Below are 14588 nucleotides of genomic sequence, written 5' to 3' on the forward strand. Positions count from 1 at the left end.
GACCTCATGAAATCAGGCGAAGACGTCGGAATTGGCCGCGCCGCGCAGCGGATCGGGGCCGAATTTATTGTCGCCATCGGTGCCTTTGAGCGCCAGGATCACGATCATGGCAATCGAGATGAGCGGCCCCACAAAGGGGATCATCCCGCCGACGATAAAGCCGAGATACCACCAGCCCGACATGTTGCGGTCATGCAGGCGGCGCACGGTGACGGCGATGGTCGGGATCAGGATTGCCAGATAGAACAGGCCGTAAAGACCGAAGAAGATCATCGGCAGGGCCGAGGCGTTACGACCTTCCAGAAGGTCCATGCCGCCGGTGGCAAAGCCGAGGCCGACGCAGGCGATCCCCACCAGCGTGGTAAACAGCATGAAATACCAGAATTCCGACCGCGACGCGCGGCCCTGAAACGTGGCGTATTTTTCCTTGAGAACTGTGCAAATTGCTTCTTTAAAACCCATGGTTTCTGTCCCTTTCTAAGGTTTATGGTTGGAATGCTAGGGGGGAGGGGAGCGCCGATCAAGCTGGGCGCGCGTGGCGGGGCGTGCTAATTTCTAGCTGGGTCGGAATTGTCACCTTCATGCAAATATCTCTTCCCTAGCGCGGGTCGCGAGCGGATCGGGGCCAAAGCGGTTCCGGCCCTCGGTGCCTTTGAGAATGGTGACAATGAAGATGGCAAGCATGGCGAGGCTCACCGCAACGTCGAAAAATTGAGGAAGCACCCTGTCCAATGCGGGGAGGAACAGGGCGACCGCCAGGCCAAGCCAGCATAGCAAGACCAAGACGTGTGAAAGCATGAAATACCAATATTCAGACCGTGCGGCGCGGCCGCTGAACCGGGCGTATTTAGGCCCATAGCAGGTCTTGACTGCTTCGACGAAACCCATGTCGCTATGCACTCACTCAAACAAAACTGATGCGACCGTAGCCAGCCAATTTCGCAGGTGCAAGCGGTTCTTGTCAGGCGCGGCTCACCTTGTAGGCCGACCGCGCGAGCCACTCGGGGCAGATCTCGACACCCCAGCCGGGGGCCTCGGTGACGCGGGCATGGCCGTCTTCGATCCGGTAGGGGTCTTCGACGAAAAGCCCGTCCTGCCACGGGTAGTAATCCTCGCCCTCGATGGAAAACTCGAGATATTTCCCGGCATTGGGAATGGCGCGCAGCAGATGCATGGTGAAGAGCGTCACCAGCGACAGGTTGGCGCAATGCGGTGTCACCGGAAGCGCTGCCGCCTCGGCCATCCGCGCCACCCGCAGCGTCCGGCAGATGCCGCCGAGATAGAGGATGTCGGGCTGCACCACATCGACCGCGCGCATGTCGATCATCCGCCGCCATGTCGTCAGGTCGCAATCCTGCTCGCCCCCCGTCACATCGATGTCGAGGGCCTCGCTGACCTCTTTGGTCTGCTCCAGCTCCCAATAGGGGCAGGGCTCTTCAAAATGGGAAAACCCGTGATCCTGCAAGAGCTTACCAAGCTCAATCGCCTGCGCTGGTGCATAGCAGCTGTTGGCGTCGATGAGCAGCGCGGCACTGTCGCCCATCTCGCGGCGCATGGTCGGCACGATCTCTTCGGTGCGGCCCGGCCATTCATCGCGGCCCCGGCCAACCTCAGCCCCGGCGCGCACCTTGAAGGCGTCGAACCCATGGGCGTCGCGCAGCCGCTTCATGCGCTCGGCCTCGTCGCGGGGGGTGATGTCGCGCTTCATCGAGCTGGCATAGGCGCGGATCGTGCCGGCCGAGCCGCCGAGAAGTTCGGCCACCGGTTTGCCCGCCTGTTTGCCGCGCAGATCCCAGATCGCGGTGTCGACCCCGGCCATGGCGCGGCGCAGGTAGGAGCCGGGAAACTTGTGTTCGCGCTCGGTGACAAGATCGAGCAGATCGTCGAGATCGCTGCAGTCCTGACCAAGCATCCAAGGGGCCACCTGCCGGTGCAGGACCTCGCAGGTGATGTCGGAATGATAGGTCGAGACCTGCCCCCAGCCCTGTGCGCCATCCTCAGCGGTGACCCGGACAAAGCCCACAAATTCATTGGTGAAGGTTTCGATGGCGGTGAGTTTCATGGCGGCGGTCCCTGTCAGTCTCGTGGTCGATCTTGCGGTCGATTTGGCGGTCGGTTTTACGTCGGTCCGGCGTCGGTATCGCGTCGGTGTGACTTTTGGCGGTGTCATCTGCGCGGATGAGGGCCGCAAAGCCGTTGAAATGTCAATCATCCGATCCGGACACGGGCAGGGAAACGGGCAGGGAAACGGGCGGCGGGCTGCTCTGTTCTTCCCAGCGGGGGGCGGCCTCGATGCTGGCCAAGAGATCATAGAGATGCGTCATCCAGCCGCTGCGCAGTTTCTGCGCCACCTGCGACAGCGGCCGGTAGCGCGGCGACAGGATCGCGTAATCATAGCGGATGGGCTGGGCGAGCGGGCGGAACACGACCCGGCTGTCATGGCCGGTCTGCGGGCGGTCATTGATCACGCTGAGCGGGTCGACCACCGCCAGACATTTGCCGGTGCGGATGAATTGCAACAGCGGCAGGAAGGTCTGGCTCTCGATCACCTGCCGGAACCGCGCGCCCGATTGGGCAAAGGCCGCGAGGGTGCGCTTTTGATGCATGTGCCGGGCCTGCAACGCGCCCATCGGCGCGCCGTCGAGCGCCGCGATCGGCACGATGTCAAACCGGCAGAGCGGGTGATCCTCGGGCAGGGCGAGAAAGCAATCGGCGCTGATCCGGTCGAGCAGATAGGATTGTTCGGCCTCGGCGGCGGGTTTGGTCTCGCCAGCCTCGCCAGTCTCGCCGGTCTGGTCGAGGGGGGCAGGGGCCGCGTCACCGTGCAAAGGCCCGAGCGGCGCGTCGCAAAAGCCGAAATCGATGCTCTGGCTGCGCACCAGCTCGGCAATCTGTTCCGAGCTGCGTGAGGTGATCGACAGGCTCACCTGATCGAGCGTGTCGATGGCATTGGCGATGAAATGCGGAAACACATAGGCCGCCGGCCCCGGCATGGCCGAGACGCTGAGCACCCCCGCCGTGCCGCCCGCGAGGCTCTGCATGGTGCGGGTGACCCCGGCCAGCCGGTCGAGGATCGCACCGGATTCGGCGTGCAGGTAATGCGCCTCGGGCACCGGGATGAGCTGGCGGCCCTGCCGTTCAAAGAGCTTGAGACCGAGCGCCTCTTCGAGGGCGCGGATCGACAGGCTGATCGCGGGCTGGGTGCGGCCCAGCTTGCGCGCCGCCGCCGAGAGCGAGGCCGAGTCCATGACAGCCCGAAAGGCGGTGATCTGGGTGAGGTTCATGATGAATTACCAAGCAGCGTCTGCCTGTATCTATAAGCCGAACTTTAAACATTAAAAGTAATTCAAATTTGCATTTATTGCCAGTGCGCCTAATCTCGGCCATCTCTACACGAGGAATCCCCGCGCAACGGGGGTCCGTATGTCCAATGGGAGTCACATATGACCTATTTTTCCAAGCTCGCAGGCGTCGCCCTGGCCGCGACCCTGGCCTCGACCCTCGCGGTCGAAGCCCAAAGCCCGACCTTTTTCCGAATCGGTACAGGCAGCGCGGGTGGCACCTATTTCCCGATCGGCGGCACCATCGCCAACGGCATCTCGTCGCCTCCGGGCTCGCGCCCCTGCGAAGAGGGTGGCCAATGCGGCGTGCCCGGTCTGATCGCCATCGCGCAATCGACCACCGCTTCGGTGTTCAACAACATCGCCGTGCAGAACGGCGAGCTCGAGGCCGGCCTTGCCGCCGCCGACGTGACCCGCTCGATGTATCTCGGCGAGGACAAGTTCGAAGGCAAGCCGCATGACAAGCTGCGCATCGTCGCCAACCTCTATCCCGAAGACGTGCATCTGGTGCTGCCCAAAGGCCAGAAAATCAACGGTCTCGGCGATCTGAAGGGCAAGCGCGTCGGCATCGCCCAGGCCGGATCGGGCACCCAGGTGGCCGTGCTGCAGATGATGGAAATGTGGGGCGTGAACCGCGACAATATCGACGAGGCCGAGCTCAACAACAGCCAGTCCGCCGAACGTCTCGCCGATGGTCAGCTCGACGGCTATTTCTACGCAGCCGGCTGGCCGGTGTCGGCCATGGTGCAGCTTGCCACCACCAAAGGCATGGAGCTGCACAGCTTCAGCGAAGAAGATCTCAACAAGATCATCGAAGCCATGCCCGCCTATATCGCCTCGACCATCCCCGCCAATGTCTATGAGGGCGTGGATTACGAGGTGAAGACCCCGGCGGTGTCGGCCCTGCTCAACGTGTCGGCCGATCTCGACGAAGAGCTGGTCTATGGCATCACCAAGGCGCTGTGGAACGACAACACGCGGACGCTGCTCGACAATGGCCATGCCAAGGGCAAGCAGATCACCCTCGACACCGCGCTCGACGGCGTTCTCAACCTCGGTGTGCCGCTGCACCCGGGCGCCGAGCGTTTCTATCGCGAGCAAGGCCTGATCCAATAAGATCAGCGCTACGCTGAGTGATGATCAGGGCCGGCCCGGAAACCATCTCCGGGCCGGCCCGATCCAAAACACCACCAATAAAACAAGCGAAGACGGGGGACAGGTGATGAGTGACGCGCGCACCGACGACGATCGCGAACTGACAGCCGAAGAGCTGGCGGCCATCGAAGAGAAATATGATGAAGGTGCCGCGACGCGGGATGTGACGCCGGGGTTCGCGAAATTCCTGCGCTACGTGTCGCTGACCTTTGCGATGTACCATTACCTCACCGCCGGCTTCGCCCTGCCGCCCGATTTCTGGCACATGGGCTGGCACCTGTCGGGGCTGTTCATCCTGACCTATGCGCTGTTTCCGCTGGTCAAGACACCCACCGCCTTTGACCTCAAGACCGGGGCAATGCGGCTTGGCGGGGTGCCCTATCTCGATGTGATCTTGATGGTTCTGGGCGTGGCCTCGGCGCTCTATCTCGGGCTGGCCTGGCGCGGCATCCCGATGCTCGGCATCGAGGAACAGACCTTCCGCATGGGCAATCCGAACACGTTCGACATGTTCTTTGGCATCGTGCTCATCGTGCTGGTGCTCGACATCGCGCGGCGCACGCTGGGCTGGATCCTGCCGCTGATCATCTGCATCTTCATGTCCTACGCGCTCTTTGGGCCGATCTTTCCGGGCATCCTTCAGCACCCGGGCGTGAATTTCAAAACCTTCGTCTCGTCGATGTATTTCCCCTCGGAAGGCATCTTTGGCGTGACGCTCTGGGTGGTTTCGACCATCGTTTTCCACTTCGTGCTCTTTGGCGTCATCGCCCAGCGCACCGGGCTGGGACAGCTTTTCATCGACAACGCGACGATCCTCGCGGGCCGCTATACCGGGGGTCCGGCCAAGGTCTCGGTCGTGTCCTCGGCCTTTTTCGGCACCATCTCGGGCAGCTCGGTGGCCAACACCGTGTCGACCGGCGCACTGACCATCCCCAATATGAAACGTCTGGGCTATCCCGGCCATTTTGCCGGCGGCGTCGAAGCCGCCGCCTCGGCGGGCGGGCAGATCACGCCGCCGATCATGGGGGCCGCGGCCTTTATCATGGCCGAGTTTCTGGAACTGCCCTACACGACCATCGTGATTGCGGCGATCTTCCCGGCGCTGCTGCATTATGTCGGCGTCTTTACCGTGGTGCATCTGATGGCGCGCCGTCTCGGCCTCAAGGGCCTGAGCAGCGAGGCGCTGCCGCAGCTTGGCGCGGTCTGGCGTCATGGCTGGGCCAATATCGTGCCTCTGGTCGGCCTGCTGGTGGTGCTGTTTTCGGGCTATACCCCCTATATGTCGGCCTTTTGCGGGATTTCGCTGTCGATCATCGCCGGGATGAGCCGGGCGCGGCAGCCGGTGACCCTGCTTTATGCGGCGGCCTTCATCGCCTTTGTCATCTGGAAATACACCGGCGGCGGCTTTGATCTCATCATGTCGCTGATCCTGATCGGCGGCGCGGTGCTGGCCACGTTCAACCCGCAGGACCGGATCAGCCTCAAGGAAATGGGCGACACGTTTGAGACCGGCGTGAAATACGCGCTGGCGGTGGGCGCGGCCTCGGCGGCGGTGGGCATCGTGATCGGGGTGATCAACACCACCGGCATCGGGTTCCGCATCGGCTTTATGGTGACCCAGGCCGCGTCGAACCTTGGCGGCGATCTGCACGGGCTCTTTGCCTTTGGCAGCTGGGAGCTCTTCTCGGTCGAGGATCTCACGCTCTTCATCAGCCTCGTGTTCATTGCGCTGGCCTGTATCCTGATGGGCGCGGGCGTGCCGACCACGGCGCTCTACATCATGCTCGTCTCGGTGGCGCAGCCGGCGCTGGCCCAGCTCGGCATCCCGCCGATCGCGAGCCATATGTTCGTGCTCTACTACGGGGTGGTGGCCGAAATCACGCCGCCGGTCTGTACCTCGGCCTATGCGGCGGCGGCGATTGCCAATTCGAACCCGTTCCGCACCGGCATCTCGGCCTTCACGCTGGGGCTCGGCAAGGTGGTGGCGCCGATGGCCTTTGTCTATGCGCCGGTGCTTCTCTTCGTGAGCTCGACGGGCTTTGATCTGTGGGAATTCTCCTACACCGCGACAAGCTGTATCGCCGGGGTCGTGGCCCTGTCGGCGGCGGTGGTGGGCTATTGGCTGGCGCCGATGGGGGTGATCTACCGCATCCTCATGGCCTTTGCCGGGCTGGTGTTCATCGCACCGTCGCTGCAGGCCGATCTGGTGGCGCTGATCATCGCGTCGCCCGCCATCATCAGCCAGCTCATCGCGCGGCGGAACCGCAAAGCAGAGGCTGCCTGACAGATGCCGGAGACGACGACCGAAGTGACCGTGCTCGGCGCAGGCGCGGTGGGGATCTGCTGCGCGCTGTCGCTGGCCGAACGCGGGGCCAAGGTGCGGCTCATCGACCGCGGTGATCCAGGGCAGGAGACCTCCTACGGCAATGCCGGGGTGATCTCGCCCTGGTCGGTCATCCCGCAGACCATGCCGGGCCTGTGGAAGAAGCTGCCGTCGCTCATGTTCGGGCAATTCCGTCCGCTGAGCGTGCGCGCCGCGACCTGGCCGCGCATGGTGCCCTGGGGGCTGAGCCTGCTACGTCAGGGCACCGAGGCGCGGGTGCGTGAGATCGCCGACGGGATGGAGCTGCTCTGCGCGCCCTCGGTCGATCTCTATCGCCGCCACCTGCAGGGCACCGGGCATGAACATCTGGTGCGCGACAGCGTCTATGTCCACGCCTTCCGCGATGCGAGCCGCGCCTCGCTCAGCTCGCTCGATTGCACCATTCGCCGCGAGAAGGGCGCGCAGCTCGAACTCGTCGGGGCGGATGGGTTGCGGGCGCTGGAACCGGCGCTCTCGTCCGATTTCAAGGCCGCGGTGGTGATCCATGGTCAGGCGCGGGCGCTGGCCCCGGGGCGCATCCATACGGTGCTCGCCCAGAAGGCCGAAAAGCTCGGCGTCGAGATCCTGCGCAGCGAGGTCCGGGCGGTGATCCCAGACGGCAGCCGCTGGGCCATCGAAACGGACCAGGGCCGGCGCAGCACCGACAAGGTGGTCGTGGCGCTGGGGGCTTGGTCGAAACCGCTGCTCGACGCGCTGGGGATCAAGCTGCCCTTGATGGCCGAACGCGGCTATCACGTCGAATTCCCCGAGCCGGGCGTCACGCTCAACAATTCGGTGACGGATACCGATGCGAAATTCGTCATGTCCTCGATGGAGGGCGGGCTGCGCGTCGCCGGTCAGGCCGAGTTCGGCCCACTCGATGCGCCCCCCGATCCGCGCGTCAAGACCCGGCTCAGCCGGCTCGCCCATGCTGCCTTGCCCGATCTCGCCGAGGTCGAGCCACGGTTCTGGATGGGCCGCCGTCCGAGCTTTGCCGACAGCCTGCCGGTCATCGACAGGCTCGGCGCGCGTGACGGGCTTTTTGGCTGTTTCGGCCATTCCCACTATGGGCTGATGATGGCGCCGAAATCCGGTGACATCCTCGCCGATCTGGTGCTGGGACAACCCATCAACCATGATCTGAGCGCCTATAGCGCGGCGCGCTTCGGCTAGCGGCGGGGCCGCAAAACCGGCAAATCACAAGGGGTGGAAGGGGCGGTTCAAATCAGCTACGGCTTGGTCATTCGATCACGAAAGGACACGCCATGCTGAAGAATGATCAACTGGATCAGTGGGACCGCGACAATTTTTTCCACCCCTCGACCCATCTGGCGCAGCATGCGCGCGGCGAGGCGGCGAACCGCGTGATCAAGACCGCCTCGGGCGTGTTCATCGAAGACCGCGACGGCACCAAGCTGCTCGACGCCTTTGCCGGGCTCTACTGTGTCAACGTGGGCTATGGCCGTCAGGAGATTGCCGAAGCCATTGCCGATCAGGCCCGCGAACTGGCCTATTACCATGCCTATGTGGGCCATGGCACCGAGGCCAGCATCACGCTGTCGAAAATGATCCTCGACCGGGCGCCGAAAGGCATGTCCAAGGTCTATTTCGGGCTTGGCGGCTCGGACGCCAATGAGACCAACGTCAAGCTGATCTGGTATTACAACAACATCCTCGGCCGCCCCGAGAAGAAGAAGATCATCTCGCGCTGGCGCGGCTATCATGGCTCGGGGCTGGTCACCGGCTCGCTCACCGGGTTGGAGCTCTTTCACAAGAAATTCGACCTGCCCGTCGAACAGGTCATCCACACCGAAGCGCCTTACTATTACCGCCGCAAGGACCTCGGTCAGAGCGAGGCCGAGTTCGTCGCCCATTGTGTGGCCGAGCTCGAGGCGCTCATCGCCCGCGAAGGGGCCGACACGATTGCCGCCTTCATCGGCGAGCCGGTGCTCGGCACCGGGGGGATCGTGCCGCCGCCGCCGGGCTATTGGGAGGCCATTCAAGCGGTGCTCGAAAAACATGACATCCTGCTGGTGGCGGATGAGGTGGTCACGGGCTTTGGCCGTCTCGGCACGATGTTCGGCTCGGATCATTACGGAATGCGCCCCGATCTCATCACCATCGCCAAGGGGCTGACCTCGGCCTATGCGCCGCTGTCGGGCTCGATTGTCGGCGACAAGATGTGGAAAGTGCTCGAACAGGGCACCGATGAAAACGGCCCCATCGGCCATGGCTGGACCTATTCCGCCCATCCCATCGGCGCGGCGGCGGGTGTCGCCAATCTCAAGCTCATCGACGATCTGGGCCTCGTGCAGAACGCGGGCGCGGTCGGCACCTATCTGCGCGACCAGATGCAGGCGGCGCTTGGCGATCATGCTCATGTCGGCGAGGTGCGCGGCGAGGGCATGATGTGCGCCGTGGAGTTTGTGCGCGACCGCGACGACCGGGTGTTTTTCGACGCCGCCGACAAGATCGGGCCGCAGGTCTCGGCCAAGCTGCTCGAGCAGGACAAGGTCATCGCCCGCGCCATGCCGCAGGGCGATATCCTGGGCTTTGCGCCGCCCTTCTGCCTGAGCCGCGAGGAGGCCGACCAAGTGGTCGCCGCCACCGTGCGCGCGGTCAAGACCGTGCTCGGCCAAGACAGGGGCAAGGTGCTGCGATGAAAGCGTTTTTCGACGACCGTCAGTGGAAACACGACCCCAAGAATTTTATGGCGGCGGGGGTCAAACGCGCCTGCCCGGAACAGCCCGAACGCATCGCCCGGCTTCATGCCGGGGCCGAGGCGGCGGGCTGTGTTTTCGAGGCACCGCAAGACGCCGGGATCGGGCCGATTGCGGCGGTGCACAGTTCGCAATACCTGACCTTCCTGCGGACGATCCACGCCCGCTGGAGCGAGATTGAGGGGGCGGCCCCCGAGGTCATCCCCAATGTCCACCCGCGCCGCCGCGATGACAGCTATCCCAGCTCGCCGGTGGGGCAGGCGGGCTACCATCAGGGCGACACCGCCTGTCCCATCGCCGCGCATACCTGGGAGGCCGCCTATTGGTCGGCGCAATCCGCCATCGCCGGCGCAGATCACCTGGCGCAGAGCGGCACCCCGGCCTATGTGCTGTCGCGGCCGCCGGGGCATCACGCCTATGGCGACATGGCGGCGGGGTTCTGCTTTCTCAACAATTCCGCCATCGCGGCGCAGCGTCTTCTGGCGCAGGGCGCGCGGCCGGCGGTGCTCGACATTGATGTGCATCACGGCAATGGCACGCAGGATATCTTCTACGCCCGCGCCGATGTGCTGACCCTGTCGATCCATGCCGATCCCACCGGCTTCTATCCGTTCTTCTTTGGCCATGCCCATGAACATGGCGCAGGCGCGGGGATCGGGTCCAATCTCAACCTGCCGCTGCCGCAGGGGCAGGGCGACGCCGAATTCCTCGCGGCCCTCGAGGTGGCGCTCGACCGCATCGAGGCCTTTGGCTGCGACGCGCTGGTGGTGGCGACCGGGCTCGACGCCCATGAGGGCGACCCGTTCCGCGCCCTGCGCGTGACGACCGAAGGCTTTGCCCGGATCGGCGCGGCCATCGCGGCGCGGGGGTTGCGGACGCTCTATGTGCAGGAGGGCGGCTATCTCTCCGACGATCTCGGCCCCAACCTCACCAGCTTTCTCTTCGGGGTGCAGGGATGAGCCGGACCACATTCGACGTGATCGTCATCGGTGGCGGCATCGCCGGGATCAGCGCCGCGGCCGAGATTGCCCGCGACCGCACGGTCTGTGTGCTCGAGGCCGAGGATCAGCTCGCCTATCATTCGACGGGCCGCTCTGCCGCGATCTTCATCCGCAACTATGGCAACGCGGTGCTGCGCCGTCTCAACGCGCTGGCCCATCCGGCGCTGGCGGGCGAGACGCGCGCGGAAAACGTGCTCTCGCAGCGGGGCGAGCTGTTGCTGGCGCTGGATCACCAGATGGATGCGCTCGACGCGTATATAGCCGGGACCGACACGATCGAGCGGTTGACCGCGCAAGAGGCGATGGATCTCGTGCCGGTGCTGCGTCGGGATCAGATCGCGGCGGCGGTCTATGAGCAGGACGCGCAGGACATCGACGTCGACCGGCTCTTGCAATCCTACGCCCGAGCCCTGCGCGCCGAGGGTGGCGACATCCGCACCGGGCAGCGGGTGACGGCCCTTGCCCGCAAAGACGCGCTTTGGCAGGTCACCACCGCCACCGGCACGATTTCCGCGCCCACCGTGGTCAATGCCGCCGGGGCCTGGGCCGATGCGCTGGCGGCGCTTGCCGGGCTGCCCGGCGTCGGGCTGCAACCGATGCGCCGTTCGGCGGTGATCATGGAGGTGCCCGAGGGGCTCGCGGTCGACAGCTGGCCGCTCTTCGGGGCACTGCTCGAAGGCGACGAGGGCTGGTATGCCAAGCCCGAGGCGGGCCGCTTGATGATCTCGCCCGCCGACGAAGACCCGGTGGCGCCTGGCGACGCCTGGCCCGATGATATGGTGCTGGCCGAAGGGCTCTACCGGTTCGAACAGATGGTCGATATCCCCGTCACCCGGCCAAGCCACAGCTGGGCCGGCTTGCGCAGCTTTGTGCCGGACCGGACCCCGGTGCTCGGTCTCGATCCGCTGGCCGACGGGTTTTGCTGGCTCGCGGGGCAGGGCGGCTATGGTGTGCAGACCGCCCCCGCCATGGCGGCGCTGGCCCGCGACGCGCTCAGCGGCGGCATCGCGGATGCGGGGCTCGCCAAATCGCTGAGCCCCGCCCGCTTTCGTTAGAGCCCGCGGATCAGGTCGCTCGCCTTTTCGCCGATCATGATCGCCGGGGCGTTGGTGTTGCCGCTGACGATCTCGGGCATGATCGAGCAATCCGCCACCCGCAGCCCTTCGATGCCATGCACCCGCAGCTTGGCATCGACCACCGCCTCCGGCCCGTCGCCCATCTTGCAGGTGCCGGTCGGGTGGTAGATCGAGCTTGAGTTGCTGCGCGCCCAGTTGAGCGTCGCCTCGTAATCCTCCATGTCGAGGCTCTGATCGGGGCGGAACTCTTCCGAAATCTTGCCCGCCAGCGGATCATGCCGCGCGATCTTGCGCGCGATATTGACGCCATCGACGATGGTGCGCTGATCGGTCTCGGTCGCCAGATAATTGGGGTGGATCTTCACATAGCTCTTCGGGTCCGGCCCATCGAGCCGCAGCTCGCCGCGGCTTTCGGGGCGCAGCTGACAGACCGACATGGTGAAGGCCGAGAAAGGATGCACGCCTTCGCCGGGGCTGTCCGCCGACCAGGGCTGCACATGGAACTGAATATCCGGCGTGTCGAGATCGTCGCGCGTTTTCATGAACCCGGTGGCAAGGCTCGCCGCCATGGTCATCGGTCCGGCCCGGAAAAGCGCGTATTTGAGCGCGATCCGCGCCTGATTGACCAGGCTGCGCACCTCGTCATTGAGCGTCGGCTCGTTGCATTTGTAAACGAGCCGCGCCTGCAGATGGTCCTGAAGCCCCTTGCCGACGCCCTTGAGCTCATGCACCGGCGTCACGCCATTGTCGCGCAGATGCTCGGCCTCGCCGATGCCCGACAGCATGAGGATCTGCGGGCTGTTGATCGCCCCGCCCGAGAGAATCACCTCGCGCGCCGCATGCACCGTCTGCTCCTGCCCCGATTTGTCGCGATAGGCGACGCCAGTGGCCCGCTTGCCCTCGAGCAAAACGCGGCTCACCAGCGCATTGGTGACGATGCGCAGGTTGGGGCGTTTCTTGACCGGGTTGAGATAGGCCACCGCCGCGCTGCAGCGCCGCCCGTTGCGCGTGGTGAGCTGAAAATACCCGACGCCTTCTTGTTCCGCCCCGTTGTAATCGGGGTTGAACGGATAGCCCGCCGCCTGTGCCGCCGCGACCCAGGCATCGCAAATGGGCCTCTGAATGCGCATGTTCGACACTGACAAAGGCCCCTGATCGCCGTGAAACGCATCGGCGCCGCGCTCGTTGTTCTCGGCCCGTTTGAACAGCGGCAGCACATCGTCCCAGCCCCAGCCCTCATTGCCCATCTGCCGCCAGCGGTCGTAATCCTGCGGCTGTCCGCGCACATAGAGCAACCCGTTGAGCGAGGATGACCCGCCCAACACCTTGCCGCGCGGCCAGTCGATGACCCGGCCATTGACCCCGGCGTCCGGCTCGGTGTGATAGCACCAGTCGACGCTCGGGTTATGCATCGTTTTGAAATAGCCCACCGGGATGTGAATCCACGGGTTCCGGTCCGCCGGACCGGCCTCGAGCAGCACCACGTTGACCTTCGGGTCCTCGCTCAGCCGATTGGCCAGAACACAGCCCGCCGAGCCCGCGCCCACAATCACATAATCCGCTTTCACAGCCCATCTCCTCCGCCTTGATGGAAAAAAACACTAGGCAGATTGCGAATGTTAATCTAGTCTTTTTTGAAACGATACGTCTCAATAATCGCCATTAGGGAGGAAAATATGGCTGTTTATGATAGAATTAAGGGAGTCTCGCGGAGGGATTTTTTCCGTGTCGCAGGCACTTACGGGCTAAGCTCGACCATGCTGGCGGCGGGGGCTTTTGGCGGCGCGATGACGGCGGGGAACCTCGCGGCGGCGGCCGAATCGACCTACACGCGGCGATTCTCCAAAGAGGCCAAGCACACGCTCAAATTCGGCGCTTCCGGCTTTAACCCGCAGAACCTTCTGATCGAACGCGCCGGCGCGCTCGAATTTGCCCGCGATCTCGAAGCCCGCACAGACGGGGAGATTCGCGTCGAATTCATCGGCAACAACCAGCTCTGCGGTCAGCTCTCCTGCGTCGAGAAGACCCAGCAGGGCATCACCGACATCTATGCCGCCTCGACCCAGAACTCGGCCGGGGGCGCGCCCTATCTCAACGTGCTCGACTATGCCTATATGTTCCCGGGCCGCGCGTCGCAGTACCACTTCCTCTACAGCCCCGAGAGCCAGCGCATCCTGCGCGACCCCTATGAGAAACGTCACGGGCTCAAATTCCTGTTCAGCCATTGCGAGCTGCGCGGCATTCAGCTCGGCCTGTCGTGGCAGGACAAGCCGACGGTGACCAAGCTCGAACAGCTTTTCGGCACCAAGAACCGCGTGACCGGCACCCAGCTTGGCCGCATCGCCATGGAGGCGCTCAACCTCAACCCGGTCCCCGTGGCTTGGGAAGAAACCCTCGACGGGCTGAAACAAGGCCTGATCGACGGCGCCGAAACCTGGGCCTCGGCCGTGGCCTATGCCAACATGTCGCCGGTGGTCTCGCAATCGGTGGATCTCAAGTTCTTCTGCGGCACCGAGCACACCGCCATGTCGGCCTCTGTCTTCGACAGCCTCGGCGGCGATCTGCAGGATGCGGTTCTCGAATCCGCCTATTGGGCCCAGACCCATGTCCAGGCCGCCAACGAGGCCGCGCTGGTCAAGACGGTGGGTTTCTCGGACCCGCAGCTGCCCAACACGATCTTTGCCGAAAACAACGTGCGCAACGCCTTCCTCGCCGAAGATCAGATCAAGATGGCCGAGGAAATGTGTTCGCCCGAGTTCCAGCCGCAGCTCTGGGAACAGTGGCGCGACCGTCTCAACAAATGGGCCGGTGGCATCGATACCTATCAGGAAATCTACAACATCGCCCGCGAGGTCGACAAAGATATGCTGCCTGAAAATGTCGAACCCCGCCGCTGGTGGAAAGGCTAATCAACCTTTACGAGTAGGGATGGC

12 protein-coding genes are annotated in these 14588 nt (G+C 64.2%); 7 read left to right on the forward strand and 5 right to left on the reverse strand.

What is annotated here, in order from left to right:
* Positions 1-12: 12 nt before the first annotated feature.
* The 4 genes from WA237_RS14535 to WA237_RS14550 form a co-directional block, all read right to left on the reverse strand.
* Positions 13-462 carry a DUF805 domain-containing protein gene (locus WA237_RS14535; protein ID WP_336098512.1) on the reverse strand — a complete coding sequence of 150 codons (450 nt, stop codon included), beginning with the start codon at positions 460-462 and terminating at the stop codon, positions 13-15.
* 117 nt (positions 463-579) lie between these two features.
* Entirely contained in the window at positions 580-888 is a 309-nt protein-coding gene (locus WA237_RS14540) for a DUF805 domain-containing protein (protein ID WP_336098513.1), read from the reverse strand.
* A 73-nt stretch (positions 889-961) separates the two neighbouring features.
* Positions 962-2062: a mandelate racemase/muconate lactonizing enzyme family protein gene (locus WA237_RS14545; RefSeq protein WP_336098516.1), complete on the reverse strand. Its 1101-nt coding sequence runs from the start codon at positions 2060-2062 to the stop codon at positions 962-964.
* Positions 2063-2204: 142 nt separating this feature from the next.
* Positions 2205-3284: a LysR family transcriptional regulator gene (locus tag WA237_RS14550; protein WP_336098517.1), complete on the reverse strand. Its 1080-nt coding sequence runs from the start codon at positions 3282-3284 to the stop codon at positions 2205-2207.
* 159 nt (positions 3285-3443) lie between these two features.
* Here WA237_RS14550 and WA237_RS14555 point away from each other — a divergent pair, with 159 nt between their 5' ends.
* The 6 genes from WA237_RS14555 (at position 3444) to WA237_RS14580 (ending at position 11634) form a co-directional block, all read left to right on the forward strand.
* On the forward strand, positions 3444-4457 hold the full coding sequence (locus tag WA237_RS14555) for a TAXI family TRAP transporter solute-binding subunit (protein WP_009814511.1): 1014 nt from the start codon (positions 3444-3446) through the stop codon (positions 4455-4457).
* 106 nt (positions 4458-4563) lie between these two features.
* Complete coding sequence (locus tag WA237_RS14560) at positions 4564-6780, forward strand: TRAP transporter permease (RefSeq protein ID WP_009814512.1); 2217 nt, start codon at positions 4564-4566, stop codon at positions 6778-6780.
* A gap of 3 nt (positions 6781-6783) precedes the next feature.
* The gene (locus WA237_RS14565; protein ID WP_336098519.1) at positions 6784-8031 is read left to right on the forward strand and encodes an NAD(P)/FAD-dependent oxidoreductase; all 1248 of its coding nucleotides are present in this window, start codon (positions 6784-6786) and stop codon (positions 8029-8031) included.
* Positions 8032-8123: 92 nt separating this feature from the next.
* A complete protein-coding gene (locus WA237_RS14570) occupies positions 8124-9521 on the forward strand; it encodes an aspartate aminotransferase family protein (RefSeq protein ID WP_336098520.1) in 1398 nt (465 codons plus the stop codon).
* Positions 9518-10537 (forward strand): histone deacetylase family protein, encoded by a 1020-nt coding sequence (locus WA237_RS14575; protein WP_336098522.1) that lies wholly within the window; start codon positions 9518-9520, stop codon positions 10535-10537. The genes WA237_RS14570 and WA237_RS14575 overlap by 4 nt, the downstream gene beginning before the upstream one ends.
* Positions 10534-11634, forward strand: a complete 1101-nt coding sequence (locus WA237_RS14580; protein WP_336098524.1) for an NAD(P)/FAD-dependent oxidoreductase — start codon at positions 10534-10536, stop codon at positions 11632-11634. The genes WA237_RS14575 and WA237_RS14580 overlap by 4 nt, the downstream gene beginning before the upstream one ends.
* On the opposite strand, the gene WA237_RS14585 is transcribed toward WA237_RS14580, so the two are convergent.
* Positions 11631-13223 (reverse strand): GMC family oxidoreductase, encoded by a 1593-nt coding sequence (locus tag WA237_RS14585; RefSeq protein ID WP_336098526.1) that lies wholly within the window; start codon positions 13221-13223, stop codon positions 11631-11633. The genes WA237_RS14580 and WA237_RS14585 overlap by 4 nt on opposite strands.
* Before the next feature lie 108 nt (positions 13224-13331).
* Between WA237_RS14585 and WA237_RS14590 the strand changes: the two genes are divergently transcribed.
* The gene (locus WA237_RS14590) at positions 13332-14564 is read left to right on the forward strand and encodes a TRAP transporter substrate-binding protein (protein WP_336098527.1); all 1233 of its coding nucleotides are present in this window, start codon (positions 13332-13334) and stop codon (positions 14562-14564) included.
* The last annotated feature ends 24 nt before the right edge of the window (positions 14565-14588 follow it).

It is taken from the genome of Roseovarius sp. CH_XMU1461, from assembly GCF_037027165.1.
Classification (GTDB): Bacteria; Pseudomonadota; Alphaproteobacteria; order Rhodobacterales; family Rhodobacteraceae; genus Roseovarius; species Roseovarius nubinhibens.